The organism is Azotobacter salinestris (genome assembly GCF_009363155.1).
In the GTDB taxonomy this organism is placed as follows: Bacteria; Pseudomonadota; Gammaproteobacteria; order Pseudomonadales; family Pseudomonadaceae; genus Azotobacter; species Azotobacter salinestris.
This window is the reverse complement of record NZ_CP045302.1, coordinates 4,394,398-4,420,000: the sequence shown is the minus strand read 5'-3', so window position 1 is coordinate 4,420,000 and position 25,603 is coordinate 4,394,398. Positions and strand designations below refer to the sequence as shown.

The following is a 25,603-nucleotide window of genomic DNA, read 5'->3' as shown; positions in this document are numbered from 1 at the left end:
CAAGATCACCACGAGCAATGTCCACAAACTGCTTGCCACTGAAGTCGGTGAGATACCCCATCAGCCACTCGTCGATACGATCAGTCAGCAGCAGTACCTCAATCCCTTTCTTGCGGAAAATTTCCAAGTGGGGACTGTTTTTTACCTGGGTATAGCTTTCGCCTGTGAGATAGTAGATCTTGTCCTGCCCCTCACGCATCCGCTCCATGTAATCTGCCAGAGCGACACTCTGGTCACCGGATTCATCCTTGGTAGAAGCAAAGCGCAGAAGACCAGCAATACGCTCTCTATTTGCGAAATCCTCTGCCGGCCCCTCCTTGAGCACCTGGCCGAAGGCTCTCCAGAAGCTCTTGTACTTCTCAGGCTCGCCCTTCGCCAGTTTTTCCAGCATATCCAGCACACGCTTAGTCAGCGCAGACTTCATCGAGTCGATGATGGGGTCCTTTTGCAGGATTTCACGGGATACATTCAGCGACAGATCATTGGAATCCACTACCCCCTTGATGAAACGCAAGTACAGAGGCAGGAACTCATCGGCCTGGTCCATGATGAATACGCGCTGCACATAAAGCTTCAGCCCTTTAGGTGCATCGCGGTGATAGAGATCGAAGGGAGCGTGACTAGGCGCATAGAGCAGCGAGGTGTACTCCAGTTTGCCCTCGACCTTGTTGTGGCTCCAGCTCAGAGCATCTTGGAAATCATGAGCGACATGCTTGTAGAACTCTTGATACTCGTTGTCTTTGATTTCACTGCGAGGGCGAGTCCACAAGGCACTGGCACGGTTTACAGTTTCCCACTCGACTGCAGCCGAGCTGTCCCTCTCATCACCGAAGCACTCTTTTGGCAGTTCAATGGGCAAAGCGATGTGGTCGGAGTACTTTCTGATAATGTTGCGCAAACGCCATCCATCGGCGAACTCTTCTTCCCCACTCTTCAGATGCAGGACAATTCTGGTACCCCGCTCCGGCCTCTCGATTGTCGAGACATCGAACTCACCCTCACCCTGCGATACCCAATGCACGCCCTCACTGACCGGCAGGCCAGCCCGGCGGCTGAACACCTCGACCTTCTCGGCGACAATGAAGGCAGAGTAGAAACCCACACCAAACTGGCCAATCAGGTGGGAGTCTTTCTTCTGGTCACCCGAGAGACTCTTCAGGAAATCAGCGGTCCCGGATTTGGCAATGGTTCCCAAGTGGAGGACCGCATCTTCGCGACTCATGCCGATACCGTTATCCTCGAGCAGGATAGTCTTCGCATCCTTGTCAAAACTAATGCGGATCTTCAAAGCCGCACCATCCTCAAACAGCTCAGGCTTGGACAGGGCCTCAAAGCGCAATTTGTCGGCCGCATCGGAAGCGTTGGAAACCAGCTCACGGAGAAAGATTTCCTTGTTGGAATAGAGCGAATGAATCATCAGATGAAGTAGTTGCTTCACCTCGGCCTGGAAGCCCAGCGTTTCTTTTTGAGTTTCCGCACTCATGGTCGTCTGACTCCATACAGATGGCATATGCCGCAATCCCAGTGATTCCCTGTAAATGGGGCATCGGGATGAGATTTCAAGCAGCTATTAATCCGGCAATAAAATAGGGCATAATCAGCATTTTCCCGATGACCCGTGACGCCCGAAGCCTCAGCCCCCTGGAACAGCGCGAAAAACGCGCCATCGCCCTTCGCATGCGCGAGCAGGGGTATACCTACCGAGCCATCGGCGAAGCCGTTGGCGTTCATCTGCGCACCGTGGCGCACTGGGTTGAGGTGGCGCAGCGCCAGGGCAAGGCGGCTGCCATCGAGGGTGGCCAGCGCGGGTCACTGCCAGGAGAGCGCCGCAGCCTCAGCCCGGAGCAGGAGGCGCTGATTCGCACGTTGCTGCTCGATACCATGCCAGACCAGCTGAAGCTCGCTTTCGCGCTCTGGACTCGGGAGGCGGTACAGGCCCTGATCGCCCTGCACTGTGGTTTTCAGATGCCGATCCGGACGGTCGGCGAATACCTCAAGCGTTGGGGCTATACCCCGCAGCGGCCGTTGAAGCGCGCCTATCAGCAGCAGCCCGAGGCGATACAGCGCTGGTTGAAGACCGAGTACCCGAAGATCGAACAGCGTGCCAAGGCCGAGAGCGGCGAGATTCACTGGGGCGATGAAACCGGCTTGCGCAGCGATAGCCACGCGGGGCGCAGCTACGCCCCGACAGGGCGAACGCCGGTACGCGAGGTCAGTGGAAGCCGCTTTGCCACGAACATGATTTCGACGGTGACCAACCGGGGCAAGCTGCGCTTCATGCTGTACCGGGAAACCATGACGGCGACTGTGTTGATCCGCTTCCTGGGGCGGCTGATCCGGGACACCCAAGGGCGCAAGGTGTTCCTGATCCTGGACAACCTGCGCGTGCATCACTGCAAGACAGTGAAAGCCTGGCTGGGCGAGCGACGAGAGCGGATCGAGGTGTTCTTTCTGCCTGCGTACGCCCCGGAGCTCAACCCGGACGAGTACCTCAATGGCGACCTCAAGCAGCAGGTGCGCAGCGGGCCGAGCGCGAGAAGCCGGGAGGCTCTGGAAGGACGTGTTCGTTCGGTCATGCGCCGCCTGCAATCAAAGCCCGAGCGAATTCGCTCGTACTTCAGGCACCCCAAAATAGCCTATGCGGCATGATTTGGGGTATTGGATTGCCGGATTAATAGTGGACTGTCTGTAAAGTTCGTTAATCCAATGCCGGGCCAGTATACTGTGCGCTCTATCGCCATGGGTTGAGCATTCATATGGCCCGGCCAGCAGCCCCTTTTCTCTTGAACTCCGGTGATGCCGATAAGCTGCAAGGCTGGCTGCGCCTGGGGTCGCTGCCTCAGAGCATCGGCCAGCGAGCCAGAATTCTGTTGCTGCTGGCCAATGGCCTCACGCCCAAGGAGATCAGCGAGCAGTTGCACGTCTCCGCGCCAGTGATCTTCAAATGGCGCAAGCGCTATCAGGAGGCTGGTCTTGAGGGACTGAGTGACCTGCGGCGCAGCGGAGCGCCGCGCAAGCTCGACGAGGCGAAGATCAAGGAAATCCTGACGCTGACGACCCAGCGAGTGCCGCGCGAGGCTACCCACTGGAGCCTGCGATTGATGGCCAGGTACGCTGGGGTCAGCATCTGGCAAGTCGCACAGGTGTGGGCGGCTGCCGATCTTGAGCCGCACCGGTTGAAAACCTTCAAGATCAGTAACGATCCGCACTTTGCAGACAAAGTGGTCGATGTCGTCGGGCTGTACTTGAATCCGCCCGACAACGCCCTTGTGCTGTCTGTTGACGAAAAAACGCAGATCCAGGCGCTGGATCGCACGCAGCCCATGCTGCCGCTCAAGTCCGGGCAGGTTGAGCGGCGGACGCATGACTACAAGCGTCATGGGACGGCCAGCTTGTATGCCGCCTTCGACATCCTGACGGGCAAGGTCATGGGCCGTATCACTCAGCGACACAGGGCCAGGGAGTTTCTGCAGTTCCTTCGACAGATCGACCGCAGCACCCCCACCGAGCTGGACCTGCATGTGATTCTGGACAACAGCTTGACCCACAAGACGGCTGCCGTCACGGAATGGCTGGAGAAGCATCCCCGTTTCAAACTGCACTTCACGCCGACCAGCACCTCGTGGCTGAACGCCGTGGAGAGCTGGTTTGCGCAGCTGGAAAGACGGGCGCTTTATCGTGACGCCTTCAGCAGCGTGGCTGATCTGAGAGCGGCTATTCGTCGGTTCATTGAGGCTCATAACGAACATTCGGCCAAGCCGTTCCGCTGGAATAAAACGGCTGAGTCGATTATCGGCTCGGTGCATCGAGCAAAGCTGGCAGTTATTCGGAATGAGTTATTGGATTAACCAGACAGGCCACTAGGGCCTGTTGACGATTCACATGGGGAGCCATAAAAACCCACAGGCCATGGCTACCATGCTCTCGTAATTTCGCTTCAGCTTGTCGTAGCGGAACGCTACGGCTCGGTGATGTTTAAGCCGTGCAAAGGCGTTCTCGACCAGATGCCGGTAGCGATACAGCCCCCGGTCCAGATCGCCATTGCCCTTGAGCGAGTTGCGCTTTCGGGGAATGACCGCCCGTGCCCCCTGCGCCTCGATCTGTTCGCGAACGCGCTCGCTTTCATGGCCCTTGTCGGCCACGATCGCCTCGGCAGACGGCAACTGCGCAATCAACTCGGGGGCCGAAGTGCAGTCGTTGACGTTGCCCCCGGTGATCTCGAAAGCCACCGGCAAGCCATGCGCATCGACGGCCAGGTGGATCTTGCTCGTGTGTCCCGCGCGGCTTTTGCCGATGGCCTCGGGCTGATCGCTGGCAGCACCGCTACTGTGCTGATGGGCCTTCATGTAGGTGCCATCGATGAAGGCCCACTCGAGATCGGGCTCCTCGATCAACGCCTGGAAAACCTTGAGCCACTTGCCGGCCGCCGACCACGCATTGAAGCGCTTGTAGACCGAGCTCCAACGCCCGAAGGCGCTGGGCAGGTCTCTCCAGGGGCCGCCGGCGCGCATCCGGTAGAGCATCCCCTCGACCGTCATGCGCAGATCCGGCTTGTGATAAATGGCTTGCTGAAGCAGCACGTTTTCCAGCTTCGACCAGAGTTCGTCATTGAGCATCAATCGGGGCATTGCAAACTCGCGGGATTATCGGGCTGGGAGCCTGAATTCTGCGGGTTTGCTCTTCTTCATCAACGCCTCTGGCTCGAAACGTCAACAGCCCCTAGAGCATTTTTGGCCTGACTAGTGGTTGTGGCCGAGCCGGGACCGGGCAGCCAAGCTGAACGGAGGCATGGGTTCGGCAACGCGGGAGGTGGCTCATGGGATGGCGTCGAGGGCAGGCCTACGGGCAGGATCTGCGCGATCGGGTGCTGGCGGCCGACGGCTCGACTCGCGAGGTGGCCAGGCGCTTCGCGGTGAGCGAGTCCTATGTGGCGCGGGCACGCTCGCGACAGCAACTGGGCCAGGTCAATGCCGGGGTCCACCCCCTCGACTCCAGGGGCTCGAAGGGGCGCTGACCGAGCGCGTGGCCGCGGCGCCCGAGCAGACACTGACGCAGTTGTGCCAGTGGGTCGAGGCCGAGCATGGCGTGCGGGTGAGCCTGACCACGCTGTGGAAGACGCTGGGGCGGTTGGGGCTGACGCTCAAAAAAAGTCATTCCAGGCCGCCGAGCGGCAACGTGCCGACGTAGCGCAGGCTCGACACGCCTGGGCCGCCGGGCAATCCCGATTCGACGTGCGCCGCGTGGTGTTTCTCGACGAGACCTGGGCGAGCACGAACATGAGCCCGAGTCGGGGACGCTCGCCACGCGGGCGGCGCTGCCCGGGACAGGTGCCCCATGGCCACTGGAAGACGACCACCTTCGTCTGTGCGCTGCGTAGCGAAGGGCTGTTCGCTCCGCTGGTTCTCGACGGGCCGATCAACGGGCAGGCGTTTCGCACCTGGGTCGAGCAGGCGCTGGCGCCCACCCAGGGCGCCGGAGACATCGTGGTGATGGACAACCTCGGCTCGCACAAGGTTGCCGGTGTGCGGGAGGCCATCCAGGCGCGCGGTGCCGAGCTGTGCTATTTGCCGCCGTACAGTCCAGATTACAACCCGATCGAGCAGGTGTTCGCGAAGCTGAAGCCGCTGCTGCGTAAGGCCGCCGCCCGCACGGTCGATGCCCTGTGGTCGGCCATCGGCACCTTGCTGGAGCGCTTTCCGGCCGCCGAATGCGAACGTTATATCCGCCATTACGGCTATGGCCAGTCAGGATGAAAAGGCTCTAGACATGACGCACGGGCAAATCTCAGGGCTGGAGCAACTCGACCGACCGGATGCTCTGCGGACTAAGCCTATAGCTAGCAGTCCCCCCACCGCCCAGATGACGTTGGAGAACGAGGTAGCCTTCCTCGTCGACGCCCACAAATGCCCCGTCGGCAATCCCCCCCTGTACAGTGACGATGCGCATGCGCGACTGCTGGAAATCAGCTGGATTGGATTGAAAACGCTGCAGGGAAAAGCCCTGTTTCTTGTCGACAGTCCTCAGAGCCGGGGCAGCGTCTGCCTCCCTGTCGCTATTGGCAGGCAGCTCCAGGAATGGAGTCTCCTCGACCTGCCAACCACGCAACTGATCCTTGTTCAGGTTCATCAGAAAATGCTGAGGCTTGCCATCGATGAGAGCCTCGATATCGACCTCCAAGTGCTTGGCTGGCAACGAAGCACGGGAAAGCCTGTAGAGCTGGACTGTACTGGTTGCAAAGCGGCGCCTTAAGGAAATCCTGAAAAAGACTTCCCGATTCTGGTGAAATACACCCGCTCCCTTGTCCGAGTTTCCCGATGAAGCAACTGTCCTTCGCCGATGCCGAGTATGCCGGCAAGCGCAAGCAGACCCGCCGCGAGCGCTTCCTGCTCGAGATGGACCAGGTGGTGCCGTGGCAGGGGCTGATCGCCCTGATCGAGCCCTACTATCCCAAGGGCGAAGGCGGTCGGCCCGCCTACCCGCTGGCAGCCATGCTGCGCGTGCACCTGATGCAGAACTGGTTCGGCTACAGCGATCCGGCGATGGAGGAAGCGCTGTACGAAACCACTCTCCTGCGCCAGTTCGCCGGCCTGAGCCTGGAGCGCATCCCGGACGAAACGACCCTCCTCAACTTCCGTCGCCTGCTGGAGAAGCACGAACTGGCCGGGGGAATACTGGAGGTGATCAACGGCTATCTGGGCGAGCGCGGACTGTCGCTGCGCCAGGGCACCATTGTCGACGCCACCCTGATCCATGCGCCGAGCTCGACGAAGAAGGGCAACCAGTACTATTAATCCGGCAATACGAAAGCACAAATAAGGCTCATACCAGTATCGGCATATATCCTTGATTTTCAAGGAGAAACCAAAATACAGAAAGTGCCCTATTGTATTGCCGGATTAATACTTCGGCGCAAAAGCTCACATTGGTGCCGACGCTGAGTCGGGTCTGGTGCACAGCGTGGTGGTCACGGCAGCCAACGTGGCAGATGTCACCCAAGTCGACCAACTGCTGCATGGCGAGGAAAACGTAGTGAGTGCCGATGCGGGCTATACCGGCGTAGAGAAGCGCCCCGAGCATGAAGGTCGGCAGGTCATCTGGCAGGTCGCGGCCCGGCGCAGTACCTACAAGAAGCATGGCAAGCGTAGCGCCTTATACAAAGCGATCCGCAAGATCGAGAAGGCCAAGGCCCAGGTACGAGCCAAGGTCGAACATCCGTTCCGCGTGATCAAGCGCCAGTTTGGCTACACCAAGGTGCGCTTCCGGGGATTGGCCAAAAACACGTCACAGTTGGTGACGCTGTTCGCCTTGTCGAATCTGTGGATGGCGCGCCGATATTTACTGGCGAATGCAGGAGAGGTGCGCCTGTAATGCGGGAAACGGTTGCTGCGACGTGCTCGCGGCAGCTAAAAAACGCAGAAACGAGCGGGTGATCTGATCGTTTTTGATCGATTCTCCGCTTTCAAAGTCGGCGGGGGGCTGAAGTCAGCCAGAAATACATGACTACTTCAGACCATCCTTAAGGAGTCCTTAATCACATAGGCAAGCGTGTCCTCTGAATCGAAATGAAGATTCACTTTCCCGTTGCCATGATGCAATCGATCGGCAAACAGCTCCACCCGGCCACTTAGGCTTGTGCCGAACTGCTTAGGTAGGACCAGATGAAAGTTACCAACCAGCAAGTTGGGCACCTGGGGCTCAAGGTCAAGATGAAGGGTATAGCCCTGAGCAAAGCGCCGAGTGTTCGGCTGAGCAAGACTGGAACTCGCCTGGTTGATTTCAATCAGCGGTAACTGGCCATGATCTTCAGGTGATACGTTTATGCGCAGTGGGCCGCGAGATACAGAGGGCAGATAGATCCTGAGCTCCCGCTGCGCAGGGGCAATATCATGCTCACGCAGAGTCAGCACGTTGCCAACCAGCTCTCCCTCCTGAGGCCGGAACGGCTGCCCATCAAGTTCGCCATGCAAGTGGATTCCCAACTTGGAAGTTGGCTGCATAGAGGCCTCTGCCTTGAGTCCGCTCAATCGGAGGACGGCATCCAGCCGCTCGCTATCGCGATTGGCCAACATGGCCAAGCCGACGATTACAGGAATGCAGCCCAAAGCCGCCAGCGTCACCGGACTGGAAGCCTTTCTCCATTTGAGCAATATGAAGAGCAGGGTCACCGGCGGTAGCAGACTTCCCACGCCCCAGAACAGACTCACGGAAAAAGCCTGTCTAATCAACCAGGTCAACCCGCCAACAACCAACAGCAAGCCCCCCAGGATCAGCAGCTCATCCATTCAGTATCCCTGTTATGAAATTGGCCTCAGAACAATACAGACGAACCGACAGCATACGGAGCGCTGCTCGACCGAGCCTTATCCTACAATCGAAAAATGTATTTATAATTTTCAATAGCCATCACATTCATGCGTTAACCTTGAGAAAGATTGAGATATTGTAATCTGGACAACGAGAACAACGCAGAAGCCATTTTGCTGCAACGTCGACGAATCCATCTGCAAAAACTCAAAAGTGCATATGAAATGGCTGGACAGACCACCCTCCGCCCTGATGGGCATCGGAGGCAATTCGGAGGCAAGACTCAATCATCCATTGAACTTCGCCGAATGGGGCTGCTCGAACGGGGTAGCGTGATCGCTCATCAAGGAGACCTCCATGCACAAATCCTTTGCTTACGCCATGCTCCTGGCAGCTACCTTGGGTCTGGCAGCCTGTGACTCGAAAGACGAGAAAGTAACCACGCCCGCCACCCCACCATCGAGCCCGACTACCGAGGAGCGGCCCTCAGAGCCCACCCCCCCGGCGCCCACTACCACGCCAGCTCCGTCGTCCACTCCCTCTACCACCCCGCCAACGACAGCACCGGTGCCCGAAACAGATTCCGAGCAGAGATAATTCCAGAGGGCGTCAACAAGCCGACACGGGGAGAATGAGCCTCGGAACCTGCCGCATGGTATAGGTTCGGTACCTGTCTCGGACTCCCATTCTGAGCAAGCGGGTCAGGCTGTTCGCGATTGCAGAATGATCACGCACCCGCTCGCTCAGCGAGCAGGCTGTAGCCTGTAACGCCTGATAACCAGCGCACATTGATATCACAATGCCTTCCGCCTTGCACCAAGGCAGCCAAGCAGCCGTAATCGCAGGCTCCCTGCTTCAAGCTCACTCGCTGCTCATAAGACGGGTGGTGGGTAACAGGCCATCCAGGGGATCCATCCCCCCTTACCAAGTACTCCAGAGCGAGCCAACACAGGGCCGTAGAGCTTGTTGGTCAGGCCTGTCCATGCACTCAATGCTCTTCAGTTATGAAAAGGCGACTCGATTTATGGGTATGGCTAACTACACTCATTGAACGTGGAACCAACAGCCCGTGCCTGGCATGGAGAAAGCCGTCCCACTGCCACGTGTGATGGATGATCGCTTTTTGCTCATGGATAGGCATCTCTCCGTATGGATACCTTGAACAATGTTTCCGACTTCTACCTATTAGTCCGCGTCATCGAAGCCGGTGGCTTCACGGCAGCTGCCGCTGAAACCGGCATTCCACGCTCACGTCTGAGCCGACGCATCATCGAGCTTGAGCAGCGACTGGGAGTGCGCCTGCTGAACCGCAGCACGCGCAGCTTTGCGATGACCAGTACTGGCGAGCAGGTATACCGGCATGCATTGGGCATACTGGCCGCCACCGAAGCTGCCGAGGGAGCCGCACGGGAAGTGCAAGGCGGCCCATCGGGGCTGATCCGCCTGGCAGTTCCCAGCCTGCTGCATGAGGTGCTGGGAGAGCTCCTGCTCGGCTTCGCAAGCAGCCAGCCGAAGGTAAGGCTCGCCTTGGGGCTGCATAACAACCACACGGAACTGACGTTACAGCGCCACGATCTGCTGCTCTATCTGGAGGGACAACCGCCAGACAGTGCCGATATCGTTGCGCACCCCATAGGCCAGGTTCACTTCATCACGGTTGCCAGCCCGGAACTCTGCAAAAAGCTTGGCCACCTCAGGCATCCCGACGAACTGGACGACCGGAACTGCCTCGGGTTTGGCCCGCCGCAGGCCATTCGCCCGTGGCTGCTGCGCAATGCTGCGCCACGACTACTGCGCCAGGCCTGTTTCAGCAGCGACAACCTGCCGCTCCTCCTCGATGCAGCGCGCAATGGGCTCGGCCTGGCCCATCTGCCGTTCTATGCCTGTGCTGGAGATCTGGCCAGCGGCCGTCTGGTTCGGCTGTTCGAAGCCCATGAACCGCCAGCCCTTCCCCTGCTGGCACTCACACCACCGCATCGGGCGATGACACCTGCCATCCGTGCATTGATCCAGTTCATCAGATCGAACCTGGAGGAGCTCCAGGAGCGCGGAATCGTTCTGACGAGTTGACCCTTCGGCCTCAGCCAGCCTGAAAGAGGTTGGCTGAGGCTCGTGCCTCAGCCTTCCCTCTCCGCTTCTCGTTGTTGCAACTGCCACATCCGCGCATAGCGGCCATCCCGCGCCAGCAGATCACCATGACTGCCACGCTCGACGATCCTCCCGCCGTCCATCACCAAGATCTGATCGGCGCTCATTACTGTGGACAGGCGATGGGCGATGACCAAAGTAGTGCGGCCGAGCTGGATGCGCTCGAGTTCGGCCTGGATGGCCCGCTCGGACTGGGAATCCAGCGCCGAGGTGGCCTCGTCGAAAATCAGGATGCTGGGATTCTTCAGAATCGCCCGGGCAATGGCCACACGCTGCTTCTCGCCGCCGGAAAGCTTCAAGCCGCGCTCGCCCACCTGGGTGTCGTAGCCGTCGGGCAGGCTCTGGATGAACGTGTGGATGTGCGCAGCGCGGGCCGCGGCCTCCACCTCTTCGCGGCTGGCCTCCGGGCGGCCATAGCGGATGTTGTAGAAGATGCTGTCGTTGAACAGTACGGTGTCCTGGGGAACGATGGCGATAGCCCCGCGCAGCGAGGCCTGAGTCAACTGGCGGATATCCTGACCGTCGATGAGGATGCGTCCACCATCGACGTCGTAGAAGCGATAAAGCAACCGGGCCAGGGTCGACTTGCCCGATCCCGAGTGCCCCACCACCGCCACGGTCCCGCCCGCCGGAATCTCGAAACCCACGTCGTGCAGGATCTGCCGGCGCGGGTCGTAACCGAAACACACCGCCTCGAAGCGCACATTCGGCCGGGTGGCGGCCAGCGGTCTGGCATCGGGGGCATCCTGTACGTCCTGGCGCTCGTCGAGCAGGATAAACAGGCGCTCCAGGTTGGTCAGCGCCTGCTTCACCTCGCGATACATCATTCCCAGCAGGAACAGCGGTGCAGAGAGCTGCAGCAGGTAGGCGTTGACCAGCACCAGATCGCCGACCGTCATGCTGGCGTCCGCCACTCCGGCGGCAGCCAGCCACATCATTGCGGTGACGCCGATCGACACCAGCGCGACCTGGCCAAGGTTGAGCACGGCCAGGCTGGTGGTGGCCTTGACCCTGGCGTCCTCCAGACGGCGCAGGCTCTCGTCGTAGCGCGCCGCCTCGTGCCCCTCGTTGTTGAAGTACTTGACCGTCTCGTAGTTGAGTAGCGAGTCGACCGCTCGCTCGTTGGCGCGGGTATCGGCTTCCACCGAAGCGCGATAGTAGCGGGTTCGCCACTCGGTAATGGCGAAGGTCCAGCCCCCGTAGGCCAGCAGGGTAGCCAGGGTAATGGCAGCGAAGCGCCAATCGTAGGCCCAGACCAGCACGGCAGTGACCAGGATCACTTCCAGGAAGATCGGGATGATCGAATACAAAGTCCAGTCGAGCAGATCGGAGATGGCACTGCCGCCACGCTCCACGTCGCGCGCCACGCCGCCGGTGCGCCGCCCGAGGTGGAACTTCAGACTGAGCCCGTGCAGATGCCGGAACACCTTGAGGGTGACCTGCCGTGAAGTCCGTGCCATGACCCGGGCGAATACCACCTGACGCAGTTCGGTGAACAGACTGACGCCGATCCGCGAAGCCCCGTAGGCCAGCAACAGGCCGACCGGCAGCATCGCCAGGCTGGGCTCGACGTTGAGACTGTCGACGATCTGCTTGAGAACGATGGGCACCAAAAGATTGAACAGCTTGGCGACGAACACCAGGCCCATGGCCAGCAGTATTCGCCCCAGATAGGGACGCAGATAGGGCAGCAAATCGGCGATCACCGCGAAATCTCCGCGTGATTCGCGGGCTCGCCGCAGCGGGGCGACCTCGGAGGCCGAAGGGTCTTGGCTCATGGAGAAATCCTTGACGGCTGGACAGGCTGATACGCAAAGCCTGGTTTCGAGCCGGCCATGCTGGCCTGTCCGATAGCCTGCTGCAACCACAACGACCGGCACAGTCGATCGATGCGGGGGAACTCTACCCTATCCCCGGGCAGTCTATCGAAGGCCAGCCTCGTCAAGCCGGCTGCGGATCCGCCCCGCAGCGGGTGCAGGCAAGCCCCGCAGGAAAGGCATAAGGAGAAAGGTTTGCTCATTTCCCAGGAACGCCGAACGATGCAGCCCCCTCACTCGCCCCATCCCCGGAACGCCCCAGCCGGCTCTGCCTCTCTCACGGAGCGCTTCCAGCGCATCCGCGCCGCCAGCGAGGCGATCTGCGCCCCATTGCAGATCGAGGATTACGTCATCCAGAGCATGCCCGACGTGAGCCCGCCGAAATGGCATCTGGCCCATGTCAGCTGGTTCTTCGAAGCCTTCGTGCTGCAGCCCTTCCTGCGGGGTTACCGGGTGGTGGACGAGGCCTACGACCACCTGTTCAACTCCTATTACGAGACCCACGGCCAACCCTTTCCCCGCGCCAGTCGCGGACTGCTCTCGCGCCCCGGGGTGGCCGAGGTCTATCGCTACCGCCAGCATGTCGATGCGGCCATGGGCGAGTTGCTGGCCCAGCCACCGGCGGAGCATGCCGCGGAGATCGCCCGTCGCGTCGAGCTGGGCCTGCAGCACGAGCAGCAGCATCAGGAACTGCTGCTCATGGACATCCTGCACATCCTCGCGCAGAACCCGCTGCGGCCCGCTTACCGTACCGACCTGCAGCCGGGCCCCACACAACTGCCGGACGAGTCTCACTGGAAGGATTACTCCGGTGGCCTGCACCAGATCGGCCACGGCGGAGAGGGCTTCGCCTTCGATTGCGAGACACCGCGGCACCACCAGTTCCTCGAGGGCTTCCGCCTGGCCAGCCGGCCGGTGAGTTGCGCCGAGTACCTCGCCTTCATGAACGACGGCGGCTATGCCCGCCCGGAGCTCTGGCTGGCCGATGGCTGGGGTTTGGTCCGGCAGGCCGGCTGGCATGCGCCGTTGTACTGGCAGCGCGCGGACGACCGCTGGCTGGAGATGACCCTGGGCGGCCTGCGCCCGCTGGATCTGCAGGCGCCGGTCTGCCACATCAGCTTCTACGAGGCCGACGCCTATGCCCGCTGGGCCGGCGCCCGCCTGCCCAGCGAGGCGGAATGGGAAATCGCCGCCCGCAACCAGCCGATCGCCGGCAACTTCCTCGAAAGCGAGCATCTGCAGCCGGTCGCCTCGTCACAGGCCGCCCCCATATCCCAGCTGTATGGCGATGTTTGGGAGTGGACCGCCAGCGCCTACCGCCCCTACCCGGGCTTCAAGCCATTGCCGGGCAGCCTCGGCGAATACAACGGCAAGTTCATGTGCGGGCAGATGGTCCTGCGGGGGGGCTGCTGCGTCACCCCGCAGACGCACATCCGCGCCACCTATCGCAACTTCTTCTACCCAGCCATGCGCTGGCAATTCGCCGGGCTGCGCCTGGCCAAGGAGGCTTGAGCGTGCCACTTTCCATTCGTTTCCATGATCAGCGCCCGCAGGATGCCGGTCGCTCCCTGCGCGAAGAAGTGCTCGCCGGCTTCGCCGAGCGGCCCAGGGCGACGCCGCCGAAGCTGTTCTACGATCGTCGTGGCTCCGAGCTGTTCGAGCAGATCTGCCGGCAGCCTGAGTATTATCCGACGCGCACCGAAGAACTGATCCTTGCCCGCGCCGCCCACGACATCGCCGAGATCGCCGGACAGGACGCCAGCCTGGTGGAACTGGGCAGCGGCGCCAGCCGCAAGGTGCGACTGCTGCTGGAGGCCATGCACCCTGCCAGCTATCTGGGCATCGACATCTCCGAGGACTTCCTGCGCAGCAGCACCCAGCGCCTGGCGGACGACTATCCCTGGCTGGAAGTGCATGCCGCCTGCGCCGACTTCTGCCGACCGATGAGCCTGCCGGACGGCTTTGCCGGCGAGCATCCGCTGGCCTTCTTCCCCGGTTCCAGCATCGGCAACTTCGATCCCGAGGAGGCCCTGGCCTTTCTCGCCAACCTCCACGAGCTGCTGCCGGAAGGCGGCGGCCTGCTGATCGGCGTCGATCTGGTCAAGGACCGGGACGTGCTGGAGGCGGCCTACAACGACCGGGCCGGGGTCACCGCGGCCTTCAACCTGAACCTTCTGGAGCGCATCCGCCGCGAGCTGGACAGCGACATCGCGCCGGACACCTTCATCCACCGGGCCTTCTTCAACCAGGCCGACTCGCGGATCGAGATGCATCTGGTCAGCGCCCAGGCGCAGGACGTACTGATCGAAGGCGAGCACTTCCACTTCGCCGCCGGCGAAAGCCTGCATACCGAGAACTCCTACAAATACACCGCCGAGGGCTTCCGTGCCCTGGCCGGTCGCGCCGGCTTTCGCGCCCTGGCCATGTGGACCGATCCGCAGGCGCTGTTCAGCGTGCATTACCTGCAGCGGGAATAGCCTTCATTCCGCCGGCGGCGTGCGGCGCCTGAGCGGCGCCAGACCGTCCTGGCTGACCAGGGACGGGCCTGCGGGCTTGCGCCTTGGGGCGGCCTTGGCGGTCGGCTTCTTGCCGCCCTTCTTGTCATCGGTCTTTTTCTTCTTGGTACCGGCGGCCTTGCCGGAAGCCTTGAGGTTCTTCGGCCCCTGGTAGCTGCCCTTGAGCTCCTTGATGACGCGCCGCTCGAAGCGCTGCTTGAGGTAGCGCTCGATGCTCGACATCAGGTTCCAGTCGTTGTGGCAGATCAGCGAGAGCGCCAGGCCCTCGGCACCGGCCCGGCCGGTGCGGCCGACGCGGTGCACGTACTCGTCGCCAGAGCGCGGCATGTCGAAGTTGATCACCAGATCCAGGCCCTCCACGTCCAGCCCGCGCGCGGCCACGTCGGTGGCCACCAGCACCCGGGCGCCTCCCTGCTTGAGCCGCTCGATGGCCAGTTTGCGCTCCTTCTGGTCCTTCTCGCCGTGCAGGACGAACGCCTTGTGGCCGGCGGCGACCAGATGCCCGTAGAGCCGGTCGGCCTGGGCGCGGGTATTGGTGAAGACGATCGCCTTGCGGTAGGCCTCGTTCTCCAGCAGCCAGTGCACCAGGCGCTCCTTGTGGGCCGGATCGTCGGCCGTGACGATCTGCTGGCGGGTGGTTTCGGAAAGTTCGCCGACCGCGTTGAGCATCAGGTGCTGCGGTTCGCGCAGCACCTTGGCGACCATCTCGCGCAGGCCGGAGCCGCCGGTGGTGGCGGAGAACAGCAGGGTCTGCCGGCGGTTGGCACACTCCTCGACCAGACGCTGCACGTCCTCGGCGAAACCCATGTCGAGCATGCGGTCGGCTTCGTCGAGCACCAGCACTTCCACTTCCTTGAGATCGAGATGACCGGCGTTCAGATGTTCGATCAGGCGTCCCGGCGTGGCGATCAGGATATCCGGCACCTTGCGCAGCAGCGCCGCCTGTACCTTGAAGTCCTCCCCGCCGGTGACCAGCCCCGACTTGATGAAGGTGAACTGCGAGAAGCGCTCGACCTCCTTGAGGGTCTGCTGCGCCAGCTCGCGGGTCGGCAGCAGGATCAGCGCGCGGATGCTCACCCGCGGCCGGGCGTCGCCGATCAGGCCGTTGAGCAGGGGCAGCACGAAGGCCGCGGTCTTGCCGCTGCCGGTCTGGGCGATCACCCGCAGGTCGCGCCCCTCCAGGGCCGGCGGAATCGCCGCCACCTGCACCGGCGTGGGCTCGACGAAATTCAGTTCGGCCAGCGCCTTGAGCAGGCGTTCGTGCAGGGCGAATTGGGAAAACACGGGGCTACCTCGATCGGACGGATGAAACGGCTGCATAGCCTAGCGTGACTCGCGGCGGAACACCCGTCCGGAGTGCGAAATGTTGCGCAGCTTCGGACGGCTCGCTTGACGACGCAGCGGCGCCCTGGCTGCAATGGCTGGCACTGCGCCCCTTGGCGCCCACGAGAGCAACACGACATGCGCAAGACTTCCCGCCTGCTGGCGGTCGCCACCGCCCTGACTTTCGCCGCAATCGCCCACAGCGCCCCTCCCGCGGACAAGGGACATCACCAAGGCAATCATCATCACGGTGACGGCGACCTGTCGGTCAGGGTGCAGGCCCCCACCATCGACATCGGCCGAGTACGCATCGTGCTTGGCGAGAACCGCCGCCTGATCGGCGATGCCCAGCCGCTGCCCCCGGGCATCCGCAAGCAACTGGCCCGCGGCAAGCCGCTGCCGCCCGGCATCGCCAGGAACTTCGACAGCCGTCTGACCAGCCAGTTGCCCCGCTACGAAGGTTACGAATGGCGCCTGGCGGGCACCGATGTGGTACTGGTGACCCTCGCCACCGGGCTGATCTACGAAGTTCTCCACGACGTGCTGCACTGAACCACTACCTTCCGGCCTGAGGAAACTCAGGCCACCTGGGCCAGCTTCTCCTTGGCCCGGGCCAGCCCCTTCTGCAGAAAATCGCCGCCCATGTTCAGCCCTTCGGCATGGATGAAGCTGACGTCATGGATGCCGATGAAGCCCAGTGCCTGGCGCAGGTAGGGCTCCTGGTGATCCAGGGGGCTGCCCGAATAGATGCCGCCGCGGGCGGTCAGCACGAAGGCGCGCTTGCCGGTCAGCAGGCCCTGCGGGCCGTTCTCGGTGTACTTGAAGGTCACCCCGGCGCGCAGCACGTGGTCGAGCCAGGCCTTCAGGGTGCTGGGAATGGCGAAGTTGTACATGGGCGTGGCCAGCACCAGCACATCGGCGCCGAGCAGTTCCGCGGTCAGTCGCTCGGAGCGCGCCAGCGCCGCCTGCTCCGCCTCGCTCTGCTGCCCGGCGGGCTTGGTCCAGCCGCCCAAGAGGTCGATGTCCAGATGCGGCACCGGCTCGTTCGCCAGATCGCGCACGACGATCTCGTCGTCCGGGTGCGCCGCCCTCCAGTTATCCAGGAATTCGGCGGTGAGCTGACGGGAAACGGAACCTTCCTTGCGGGCACTGCTTTCGATGACCAGAACACGGGACATGGGCTTCTCCTTGGGTTGTGCGACTCGATGTGGACAGGTTAGAAAGGAACAACCCGATAAAAAAGCGCAAAAATCTGCCCTGAATTATCGCTAAAATCGATTGATAATCTGACCCTCAAAGCCTCCCCGTAGAAGCCAGCTTGCTGGCGATAGGCAAGGACGACAGTGCCGGCAACCGGCAGAGGAACGCCTTCATGAAAGCCCCCCGCGTCACCCTGGATCAATGGCGCACCCTGCAGGCAGTGGTCGACCACGGCGGTTTCGCCCAGGCTGCCGAGGTGTTGCACCGCTCGCAGTCCTCCGTCAGCTACACGGTCGCGCGCATGCAGGAGCAACTCGGCGTGCCGCTGTTGCGCATCGAGGGACGCAAGGCGGTGCTGACCGAGGCCGGCACCGTGCTGCTGCGCCGCTCACGGCAGCTGGTCAAGCAGGCCAGCCAGCTTGAAGACCTCGCCCACCACATGGAACAGGGCTGGGAGGCCGAGGTCCGCCTGGTGGTGGATGCCGCCTACCCGACCCTGCGCCTGGTCCGCGCCCTGACCGCCTTCATGCCGCAGAGCCGCGGCTGCCGCGTGCGCCTGCGCGAGGAAGTGCTCTCCGGGGTCGAGGAGGTGCTGCTGGAAGGCGGAGCCGACCTGGCGATCTCCAGCCTGAGCATTCCCGGTTACCTGGGCAGCGCGCTGAGCGAGGTGGAATTCGTCGCCGTCGCCCATCCCGACCACCCGCTGCATCGCCTGCAGCGCACCCTGAGCGCGACCGACCTGGAAAGCCAGATGCAGGTGGTGATCCGCGACACCGGCCGCCAGCAGCCGCGCGACATCGGCTGGCTCGGCGCTGAACAGCGCTGGACGGTGGGCAGCCTGGCCACCGCGGCGACCTTCGTCGGCAGCGGCCTTGGCTTCGCCTGGCTGCCCTGCCACCTGATCCGCCGCGAACTCGCCGAAGGCCTGCTCAAGCCCCTGCCGCTGGCGGAAGGCGCGACCCACCGGCCTCGCTTCCTGCTCTACGCCGACAAAGACAAGCCCCTCGGCCCGGCCACGCAGATTCTTGTGGAGCTGATCAAGACTTTCGACAGCGCTCCGCTGAATGCCCCCTTCGCCGCTCCTCTAGCCAGTGGCTGAGGCTATCATCCGGACAACCGGGAACGCTCCGTCTGCGCACCGGTCTAGCAAGCTCCCTGCAGAACTACAAGGAAAGCTCGACATGCTGAAGAAACTCGCCCTTGCCGCCGGTACCCTGCTGTTCGCCGTCAACCTGCTGGCCGCGGAAAAGCCCCGCGTCCTGCTGGACACCAGCCTCGGCGAAATCGAAATCGAACTGGAAGCCGAAAAGGCGCCGATCAGCGTGAAGAACTTCCTCTCCTATGTGGATTCGGGGTTCTACAACGGCACCATCTTCCACCGGGTCATCCCCGGCTTCATGATCCAGGGCGGCGGCTTCGACGCCGACATGAAGCAGAAACCCACCCAGCCGCCGATCAAGAACGAGGCCGACAACGGCCTGCACAACGTGCGCGGCACCCTGGCCATGGCGCGCACCCAGGCGGTGAACTCGGCGAACAGCCAGTTCTTCATCAACCACAAGGACAACGCCTTCCTCGACCACGGCGCGCGCGACTTCGGCTATGCGGTGTTCGGCAAGGTGGTGCGCGGCATGGAGGTGGTCGACCAGATCGCCCAGGTGCCGACCGGCTCGCGGGGCATGCAGCAGAACGTGCCGCGCGAGCCGGTGCTGATCAAGTCGGCGAAGAAGCTCTGATCCCTCATAACCCTCTGAAACGGGCGGGGCAGACCGCCCTGCCCTACCCCTGCCGGTAGGGCAGTTGCTCCCGCGCCTCGTCCGCGTAGGCCAGCACTCCGGCCTCCTCCTGCCGCAGAAAATCCGCCACCGCCTGGCGCAGCCCCGGATGCAGCAGGTAATGCCAGGAGCGGGTGATCACCGGCTCGAAACCGCGGATCAGCTTGTGCTCGCCCTGGGCGCCGGCGTCGAAGCGCCGGAGCCCGTGGGCCAGGGCGTGCTCGATGCCCTGATAGAAACAGGTCTCGAAGTGCAGCCGGTCGAACTCGGCGAGACAGCCCCAGTAGCGGCCGTACAGGCTGTCGCCGCCGACCAGGCTGAAGGCCATCGCCAGCGGACGGCCATTGCGGCGGGCCAGCACCACACGGATCGCCTCGGGCATGCGTTCGGCCAGCTGGCTGAAGAAACTGCGCGTCAGATAGGGCGCCTGGCCGCGCACCCGGTAGGTGTTGGCATAGCAGGCATGCACGAAGTCCCAGTCGGCCTCATCGAGCTGGTGCCCCTCGCGCCAGTCGAACGCGATGCCCTGCCCCGCCACCTGCTCGCGCTCCTTGCGCAACTGCTTGCGCTTGCGCGAGGCCAGCGCATCGAGAAAGTCCTGAAAGTCCCGGTAGCCGCGGTTGAACCAGTGGAACTGGCAACCCAGCCGCTGCAGCCAGCCCTCCCGGCCGGCCAGCAGCGCATCGGCCGGCGGATCGGTGAAGTTCACGTGCAGGCTGGAGAATCCCTGCTCGTGCAGCTCGCCGGTCAGGGCATCGAGCAGTGCGCCGGCCGCCTGCGTCTCGCCGAGCAGGCGCGCGCCGCCGACCGGGGTGAAGGGCACCGCGCAGAGCAGCTTGGGGTAGTAGCGGATGCCGGCCCGCCGGCAGGCATCCGCCCAGGCCCAGTCGAACACGTATTCGCCGTAGGAATGCGTCTTCACGTACGCCGGCAGCGCCGCCAGCAGCCGGCCGGCGGCATCGCGGAGCAGCCGGTGCGCCGGCTGCCAGCCACTGCGCCCACCGACGCTGCCGCTGTCTTCCAGGCTGGCGAGAAAGGCATGCCGCAGAAAGGGCTGGCCATCCGGCAACAGGGCGTCCCAGTCGCTGGCGGGAAGGTCGGACAGTCGGGAGAGCGTGATGATCGGCATGTCCGCAGTCTGCCCCTTCGACCGGACGAAAAAAAGCCCCGCCGAAGCGGGGCCAATTACACCGGATGAAATACGCGAAAGCCAAGGGGACGGAAAGGCCCGTCCCGGACCCGGGCTTACAGCAGGGGAAGCGTGTAGGTCACGTACAGACGGTTGTCGTCGCGCTCGCGAATGCCGCGCACCATCGAGTTGCGCCAAGTGAGACCGAGGCCCTTGAGAGCGCCGTCCTGCAGGACGTAGTCCACGCGGAAATCCCGCTCCCACTCTTCCAGATCGCTGCCGTTGGCATCGATATCGTCGCCGCTGAAATAGGCGATACTGGTCTTCAACCCCGGAATGCCGACCTTGGCGAAGTCGTAGGCATAACCGGCCAGCCAGGTCTGCTCGCCGGCCCGGGTGAACTTCTCCACCGTGGCGTCGGTGATCAGCGGAACGGAATGACCGCCCTGGTTGAGGACCGGGAAGTCGCTGTTGCCGGTGAGCTTCTGGTAACCCGCCTTCAATTCATGGCCACCCACGGTATAGGTGAACAGGGCGCTCCAGGTGTTGTTGTCGACCTCGCCACGCTCGGGATCGCCGGCACTCCAGTAGCCGGCGCTCCGGTAGCCCTCGGCACGGCCGGAGGCGCGCGAGTTAGCGCCGGCAGAGTCGCTGTTCCAGTAGCGCAGATCGGTCTTCAGCACACCGACCGGCAGCGCCCAGTTGTGCACCAGGCCGACGAAATGCTGCTCGTAGAAGTCTTCCAAGTTGCCGAAGTAGTACTGCAGCATCAGGTCCTTGGTGACCTTGTAGTCGGCGCCGCCATAGTAGAACTTGTTGCTGAATTGGGCACTGCTGCCGCTATTGGCACCGGCGATGGACAGGCCGTAGCTGTCGCTGGAGTTACGCTCGGTCGAGTGCTCGAGCTTACCGGCGACCAGGGTCAGGTCCTTGAACTCCTTGGAGGTGATCTGCGCGCCATGGTAGAGCTGCGGCAGCAGACGGCCATCGTTGGTGACCACCACCGGCAGCTTGGGACGCAGGACGCCCAGCTCGGCCACGGTTTCGGAGATGCGCATCTTGCCGGTCGCATTGACCCGGCCGAAGTCGGTCTTGCCCTTGCCGTTGCTTTCCAGCGGGAACACCGAGCCCGGAGTACGGTCGATGTCGTCCTTGCCGGCACGACCGCCGCCGTCCAGGCGGATGGCGTGCTGGGCGATCAGGTCCAGGCCGAAACCGACCGGGCCCTCGGTGAAGCCGGACTTGAATTCGAACAGGAAGCCCTGGCCCCATTCCTCCGAGCGGGGGCGATCCTGGTTGCGGGTGTCCTGGTTGATATAGAAGTTCTTGAAGGTCAGGTTGGCCTTGCTGTCCTCGATGAACGCAGCCGCCGCTTCCTGCACCGTCATCGGCAATCCCAAGGTACCGGCCACCACGGCCAGGGTCAGCGTCGACTTCCTGCTCATTGCTCGCTTCTCCTGCCGGCTCATCAGACGCTCTCTCCGAAGTTGAACTCGACAACGCTGACGGACACGACGGTACCTGCGGCAGCCTGGGCCGGGATGCCCAGCGCCCGGGCGCTGGCGACAACACCGGCGAAGTGCTTGCGGATCATCAAGGATTTCCCCTTTTCATCGAACTTTGAAAAACACACGAGTGTTTGGCGTATCGCTGGAATGGGGCGGAATCTTGGCAATGCTTTATTGCAACTTGATTGCATTGGAAAAAATATTCGGTTGCCTGGGAACTTTTTTCCCAGAACCGGGAAAAAGCCCGCATGCCGGACTCGGAAACCACCCTGCAACACGCGCCCTAGAGGCGTGTGAGCCTGTCGCGAGCTTAAGCCTGGCAGGTTAATCCGAGCTGAACGGCTCCTGCGGACGGCGACTTTCACGCGAAGCCAGTCCCCCCGAGCAGTCCCCTGGAAACGAGGAGAAAACCATGGATTCCACCCTGCAGATCGAAGCCACCGATGGCAGCGGCCACTTCAGCGCCTATGTCGCCCTGCCGCCGGGCGGCCGTGGCCCAGCCGTGGTCATCGGGCAGGAGATCTTCGGCATCAACGCCAACATCCGCGCCGTGGCCGACCGGTATGCCGGGGAAGGCTACGTCGCCGTCGCGCCCGATCTGTTCTGGCGCATCGAGCCTGGCGTCGAGCTGGGCTATGCGGGAGCCGAACGGGAGAAGGCCTTCGCCCTCCTCGGCCGGTTCGATATCGACAAGGGCATCGAGGACATCGTCGCCACCCTGGCCGCGACACGCCGGATGCCGGAAGTGGACGCGCCAGCCGGCGCCGGCTTCGTCGGCTTCTGTCTGGGCGGCAAGCTCGCCTATCTGACCGCCGCCCGCAGCGATGTCGCCTGCTCGGTCGGCTACTACGGGGTCGGCATCGAACGCCTGCTGGACGAGGCCGCGAACATCCGCGGCCGCCTGGTGCTGCACATCGCCGAGAAGGATGGGTTCTGCCCGGCCGAGGCCCGGGCGGCGATCTTTGCCGGACTGGGCGGCAAAGCGAACATCGAACTCTACAGCTACCCCGGCTGCGAGCACGCCTTTGCTCGCATGGGTAGCCAGCACTACGACCAGAGCGCGGCCGAACTCGCCCACCGGCGCAGCATCGCCGCGCTGCGCCGGGAAATCGGCCCGCGCTGAGCGGCGCCATCGGCAAGGATCGGAAGACAGGAAAAAAGCGAATCGGGCAGACCGCCTGAGCGGCCATGCCCGATCGTGTCGGGCCTGCGGATCAGCCCCGCGAAGGCGGGGAATGCTCGTCAGCTACGCGCATGGTCGCAGGTTGTCCCGGTTCATCCCTGCAGGGCAGGGATGATTGAAGAATATACCGCCACCATGATCGTTCCATTGACCGAAAAAGGTATGAGGGCGCTTTTCATCGGGAAGTCCGCCAATGCCTTTTGCGACGCGCTCCCGCGGATGCGGGGAACATGTGCCGGACGAAGGTACGCCGCAGCGCGTGTCCAGCTCATCCCCGCAGGCGCTTTGAGCGGCGGCGGCATCAGAGGCGCGCCACGCTGAGCAGGCCGCAGCCGAAGGCCTTGGCCGGGCCGATGCCTGTCGCCAGGGCATGACCGAAGGCCGCCGGGTCCTGCACCCGGAGCAGGCCCTCGAAGCAGGCCCGCTGCACGCTGATGCGCCCTGCGCCCTTGCGGGAGACCAGCAGGTCGCTGGCCGTCACCAGGGCCGCCTCGACGGCGAAGCCGTGGCGTTCGCCCTGCCGGCCGAGCCAGGCCAGCTGCTCGGCCTCGCCCACCAGGCCGTAGCGCTTGCCCTGACGGCTGACGGTCGGGTTGGCCTGCAGGCGGAAGCGGTAGCGCACGCCATTCTCGATCCACGCCTCGAGCGCCAGCCGCTTGTTCTCGACGGGCCGCTGCAGGTAGTTGGGCAGCGCCTGCAAGGCCGACCAGTCGGCCTCGGCGCCGGCCTGCACCAGCACCACCGGGGTGGCCCAGGCATTGCCGTCCGCCTCCAGGCGCCAGAGAAAGCGCGCGGGCCGGCTCTGCGCGTCCGCGGCGAAGGCGCGCGCCAGGGTGCGGTGCATTTCATAGGCATCGCTCAGGTCGCGACGGGCCTGGGCGCTGCGCGGGTCAAGCGTCAGTTTGGTCAGGTGCATGCAGCACTCCCGATTTCACGAAGCGCGGGCCGAAGCGCCGCTCGGCGAAAGGCGCGACCGGCTGGTCCAGACGGATGGCGCCCTCGCGCTCGTCCTCCAGCAGGCAACGCAGCGGCTGTCCCTCTTCGCCCCGCCGGGCCGGCGTCAGGCGCGGATAGCCGGCCAGGGCCTGCCCCAGCGGCAGGGGCGAGAGGCCGTCCGCCAGCCAGACCGGCAGGCCCGAGACGAAGCTCTTGCGGCCCAAGGCCAGCGGCCAGAACGGCACGCGCAGGGCGGCATGGATGCGCGCCAGCAGCGCTTCGTCCTCACCCTCCAGGCCGACCAGGAACGCCGCATCCGCCAGGTAGAAGCGCGGGCTGACCACGGTACGGCGCAGGTCGGGCTTGCCGCTGGCGAGCAGCACGCCCGTGGCGGTCTGGTAGTCGCGCATCGGCAAGCCCTCACGGTCGATCCGCACGCCCATGCGCAGGGCCGCCAGGTCGGCCAGCGGCTCCCCGCGATCACGCCCGAGGGCGGCGCAGACCAAGCCGAGCACACCGGACTTGGACGGTTCCAGTTGCGTATCGCGCTCGTCGAAACGGCTGGTGGTCCCCCAGGACTGCAGCGGCCCCTGCAGGCGCATCAGCAGGGTGGCCATGCTCAGGCCTCCAGCCGGGAGGCGGCCTGCTCGCGCACCCAGGCCGCCAGTTCTTTCAGGTTCGCCGCCCGCCAGCCCTTCTGCGCCGGCCAGGCCTCGCTCAGATCGAGGTAGGCCCACTGGTCGCGGCCGTCGGCATAGACGGCCGCCAGCCTGTCCTCATGGCCGGCGAGCCGCTCGACCGACTGGCGGCTCAGCGAGCTGTCTGCGCGCGGGCTCACCGGCTTCTCGAAGGCGTTGGCCAGGCTCAGCGGGCCGCCATGGCGCAGGCAGACGCCGACGAAGCCGGGCAGGTTGTGCGCGGCGAAGCTGTTCTGCTTGCCGCTGGGAATGGCGCGCACCATGGCCTGGGTGAAGGCCTCCAGCGCCGCCAGGGTCAGCTCGCGGTCGCCCTGCAGGTTGCCCAGCAGCTTGCACGCATCGACCACCGCGTAGCGGTAGAGGGTCGCGGAGTTGAACTCGACCTGGCCGATCATCCCGGCGCCGGTTTCGCCGGGGCCGCCCCTGTCGTCGACGGCGGTGAAGTAGTCGAACTCGCGCTCGACGCGGTGGGTGCTGATGGCGTGCGCCACCTGGCAGGCTGCCTCCCGGTTGACCTCCGGCAGATCGGCCAGCATGCGTCCGAACAGCGCCACGTCCACGGCCTTGCCGCCATCGAGCAGGGCCTTGGCCTTCTTCACCACCTCGGCCGGCGCGCTGGCCCTGGCTTCCTTCTTGCCCTTCTTGCCGTCGCCGGCGGGCGCTGCGGCCAGCTCGTCCCAGTGCTGCTCGACCAGTCCAGCGAAGCCGGCGATTTCCGACTCGCCGAGAAACAGCAGGTACTCGGTCCTGCCGTCGTCTTTGAGCTTGAGGCCGGCGGCGGCCAGAGCGGTTGCGATCCTGCCCTGCGCCTCGAGCGAATCGCGGCCGGCCAGGCGCTCCAGCAGCAGGGCCTGGAGCTTGCGGGTGCGCACCCCGCGAAACTCCGGCGCCACCAGCTCATGCTCGCGGGCGGCCAGGCGGATGGCGCGCTTGAAGCACTGGCTGCTCACCCGCGCCCGGCGGTGGCCGCCGAACAGCGCGTCCTTGGGTGCGCCGGTGTCGTCACGGTTGAGGTTGGACGGGGCGAAGTTCTGGATCAGGTGGAATTCGATGAACAGACTCATGA

The 25,603-nt window shown here is 63.6% G+C and carries 22 protein-coding genes and 2 pseudogenes (1 of these 24 cut by a window edge); 11 read left to right on the top strand and 13 right to left on the bottom strand.

Annotated elements, in window-relative coordinates:
- Positions 1–1,483, bottom strand: partial view of a molecular chaperone HtpG gene (htpG, locus tag GCU53_RS20780; protein ID WP_152389275.1) — the 5' portion only. It extends 422 nt beyond the left edge of the window; 1,483 of the gene's 1,905 nt are visible here — the first part of the coding sequence; its start codon is at positions 1,481–1,483; the stop codon falls past the left edge of the window.
- A 128-nt stretch (positions 1,484–1,611) separates the two neighbouring features.
- Between htpG and GCU53_RS20775 the strand changes: the two genes are divergently transcribed.
- Entirely contained in the window at positions 1,612–2,649 is a 1,038-nt protein-coding gene (locus tag GCU53_RS20775) for an IS630 family transposase (protein WP_152386499.1), read from the top strand.
- A gap of 107 nt (positions 2,650–2,756) precedes the next feature.
- Positions 2,757–3,848 (top strand): IS630 family transposase, encoded by a 1,092-nt coding sequence (locus GCU53_RS20770; RefSeq protein WP_152389274.1) that lies wholly within the window; start codon positions 2,757–2,759, stop codon positions 3,846–3,848.
- A 30-nt stretch (positions 3,849–3,878) separates the two neighbouring features.
- Here GCU53_RS20770 and GCU53_RS20765 read toward each other — a convergent pair whose 3' ends face one another.
- On the bottom strand, positions 3,879–4,628 hold the full coding sequence (locus GCU53_RS20765) for an IS5 family transposase (RefSeq protein ID WP_152389273.1): 750 nt from the start codon (positions 4,626–4,628) through the stop codon (positions 3,879–3,881).
- Positions 4,629–4,816: 188 nt separating this feature from the next.
- Between GCU53_RS20765 and GCU53_RS20760 the strand changes: the two are divergent.
- Positions 4,817–5,753, top strand: a pseudogene (locus tag GCU53_RS20760) (IS630 family transposase).
- 31 nt (positions 5,754–5,784) lie between these two features.
- Here GCU53_RS20760 and GCU53_RS20755 read toward each other — a convergent pair.
- The gene (locus tag GCU53_RS20755; RefSeq protein WP_152389272.1) at positions 5,785–6,177 is read right to left on the bottom strand and encodes a hypothetical protein; all 393 of its coding nucleotides are present in this window, start codon (positions 6,175–6,177) and stop codon (positions 5,785–5,787) included.
- Between the two features lie 137 nt (positions 6,178–6,314).
- Between GCU53_RS20755 and GCU53_RS26805 the strand changes: the two are divergent.
- A pseudogene (locus GCU53_RS26805) lies at positions 6,315–7,368 on the top strand (IS5 family transposase).
- Between the two features lie 137 nt (positions 7,369–7,505).
- On the opposite strand, the gene GCU53_RS20740 reads toward GCU53_RS26805, so the two are convergent.
- Complete coding sequence (locus tag GCU53_RS20740) at positions 7,506–8,282, bottom strand: hypothetical protein (RefSeq protein ID WP_152389271.1); 777 nt, start codon at positions 8,280–8,282, stop codon at positions 7,506–7,508.
- Positions 8,283–9,453: 1,171 nt separating this feature from the next.
- On the opposite strand from GCU53_RS20740, the gene GCU53_RS20730 reads away from it, so the two are divergent.
- Complete coding sequence (locus GCU53_RS20730; RefSeq protein WP_244306898.1) at positions 9,454–10,374, top strand: LysR substrate-binding domain-containing protein; 921 nt, start codon at positions 9,454–9,456, stop codon at positions 10,372–10,374.
- A 47-nt stretch (positions 10,375–10,421) separates the two neighbouring features.
- Here GCU53_RS20730 and GCU53_RS20725 read toward each other — a convergent pair whose 3' ends face one another.
- On the bottom strand, positions 10,422–12,230 hold the full coding sequence (locus tag GCU53_RS20725; protein ID WP_152389269.1) for an ABCB family ABC transporter ATP-binding protein/permease: 1,809 nt from the start codon (positions 12,228–12,230) through the stop codon (positions 10,422–10,424).
- 261 nt (positions 12,231–12,491) lie between these two features.
- Between GCU53_RS20725 and egtB the strand changes: the two genes are divergently transcribed.
- Entirely contained in the window at positions 12,492–13,781 is a 1,290-nt protein-coding gene (gene egtB / locus GCU53_RS20720) for an ergothioneine biosynthesis protein EgtB (RefSeq protein ID WP_152389268.1), read from the top strand.
- Between the two features lie 2 nt (positions 13,782–13,783).
- Positions 13,784–14,746 carry an L-histidine N(alpha)-methyltransferase gene (gene egtD / locus GCU53_RS20715; protein WP_152389267.1) on the top strand — a complete coding sequence of 321 codons (963 nt, stop codon included), beginning with the start codon at positions 13,784–13,786 and terminating at the stop codon, positions 14,744–14,746.
- Positions 14,747–14,749: 3 nt separating this feature from the next.
- Here the strand turns inward: egtD and GCU53_RS20710 are convergent, their stop codons facing one another.
- The gene (locus GCU53_RS20710) at positions 14,750–16,069 is read right to left on the bottom strand and encodes a DEAD/DEAH box helicase (protein WP_152389266.1); all 1,320 of its coding nucleotides are present in this window, start codon (positions 16,067–16,069) and stop codon (positions 14,750–14,752) included.
- Between the two features lie 177 nt (positions 16,070–16,246).
- Here GCU53_RS20710 and GCU53_RS20705 point away from each other — a divergent pair, with 177 nt between their 5' ends.
- On the top strand, positions 16,247–16,660 hold the full coding sequence (locus tag GCU53_RS20705) for an anti-virulence regulator CigR family protein (protein WP_152389265.1): 414 nt from the start codon (positions 16,247–16,249) through the stop codon (positions 16,658–16,660).
- 26 nt (positions 16,661–16,686) lie between these two features.
- Here GCU53_RS20705 and GCU53_RS20700 read toward each other — a convergent pair whose 3' ends face one another.
- Positions 16,687–17,286 (bottom strand): FMN-dependent NADH-azoreductase, encoded by a 600-nt coding sequence (locus GCU53_RS20700; RefSeq protein ID WP_152389264.1) that lies wholly within the window; start codon positions 17,284–17,286, stop codon positions 16,687–16,689.
- 194 nt (positions 17,287–17,480) lie between these two features.
- Between GCU53_RS20700 and GCU53_RS20695 the strand changes: the two genes are divergently transcribed.
- Positions 17,481–18,407 (top strand): PA3225 family LysR-type transcriptional regulator, encoded by a 927-nt coding sequence (locus tag GCU53_RS20695; protein WP_152389263.1) that lies wholly within the window; start codon positions 17,481–17,483, stop codon positions 18,405–18,407.
- An 82-nt stretch (positions 18,408–18,489) separates the two neighbouring features.
- Positions 18,490–19,044, top strand: a complete 555-nt coding sequence (locus tag GCU53_RS20690) for a peptidylprolyl isomerase (RefSeq protein WP_152389262.1) — start codon at positions 18,490–18,492, stop codon at positions 19,042–19,044.
- A 43-nt stretch (positions 19,045–19,087) separates the two neighbouring features.
- On the opposite strand, the gene GCU53_RS20685 is transcribed toward GCU53_RS20690, so the two are convergent.
- From GCU53_RS20685 to GCU53_RS26615, 3 genes are all read right to left on the bottom strand, one after another.
- The gene (locus tag GCU53_RS20685) at positions 19,088–20,212 is read right to left on the bottom strand and encodes a GNAT family N-acetyltransferase (RefSeq protein ID WP_152389261.1); all 1,125 of its coding nucleotides are present in this window, start codon (positions 20,210–20,212) and stop codon (positions 19,088–19,090) included.
- 116 nt (positions 20,213–20,328) lie between these two features.
- Positions 20,329–21,657: an OprD family porin gene (locus GCU53_RS20680; protein ID WP_152389260.1), complete on the bottom strand. Its 1,329-nt coding sequence runs from the start codon at positions 21,655–21,657 to the stop codon at positions 20,329–20,331.
- A 23-nt stretch (positions 21,658–21,680) separates the two neighbouring features.
- Positions 21,681–21,806, bottom strand: coding sequence for a hypothetical protein (locus GCU53_RS26615; RefSeq protein WP_280115844.1), 126 nt, complete (start codon positions 21,804–21,806; stop codon positions 21,681–21,683).
- Between the two features lie 326 nt (positions 21,807–22,132).
- Between GCU53_RS26615 and GCU53_RS20670 the strand changes: the two genes are divergently transcribed.
- Positions 22,133–22,843 carry a dienelactone hydrolase family protein gene (locus tag GCU53_RS20670; protein WP_152389258.1) on the top strand — a complete coding sequence of 237 codons (711 nt, stop codon included), beginning with the start codon at positions 22,133–22,135 and terminating at the stop codon, positions 22,841–22,843.
- A gap of 361 nt (positions 22,844–23,204) precedes the next feature.
- Here GCU53_RS20670 and cas6e read toward each other — a convergent pair whose 3' ends face one another.
- Genes cas6e through cas7e form a run of 3 tightly spaced genes read right to left on the bottom strand, consistent with a single transcriptional unit; the run spans position 23,205 to position 25,601 of the window.
- The gene (cas6e, locus tag GCU53_RS20665; protein WP_152389257.1) at positions 23,205–23,819 is read right to left on the bottom strand and encodes a type I-E CRISPR-associated protein Cas6/Cse3/CasE; all 615 of its coding nucleotides are present in this window, start codon (positions 23,817–23,819) and stop codon (positions 23,205–23,207) included.
- Positions 23,794–24,456: a type I-E CRISPR-associated protein Cas5/CasD gene (gene cas5e / locus GCU53_RS20660; RefSeq protein WP_152389256.1), complete on the bottom strand. Its 663-nt coding sequence runs from the start codon at positions 24,454–24,456 to the stop codon at positions 23,794–23,796. Before cas5e ends, cas6e begins: the two co-directional genes overlap by 26 nt.
- A 2-nt stretch (positions 24,457–24,458) precedes the next feature.
- Positions 24,459–25,601, bottom strand: coding sequence for a type I-E CRISPR-associated protein Cas7/Cse4/CasC (gene cas7e, locus GCU53_RS20655; protein WP_152389255.1), 1,143 nt, complete (start codon positions 25,599–25,601; stop codon positions 24,459–24,461).
- Between the last annotated feature and the right edge of the window lie 2 nt (positions 25,602–25,603).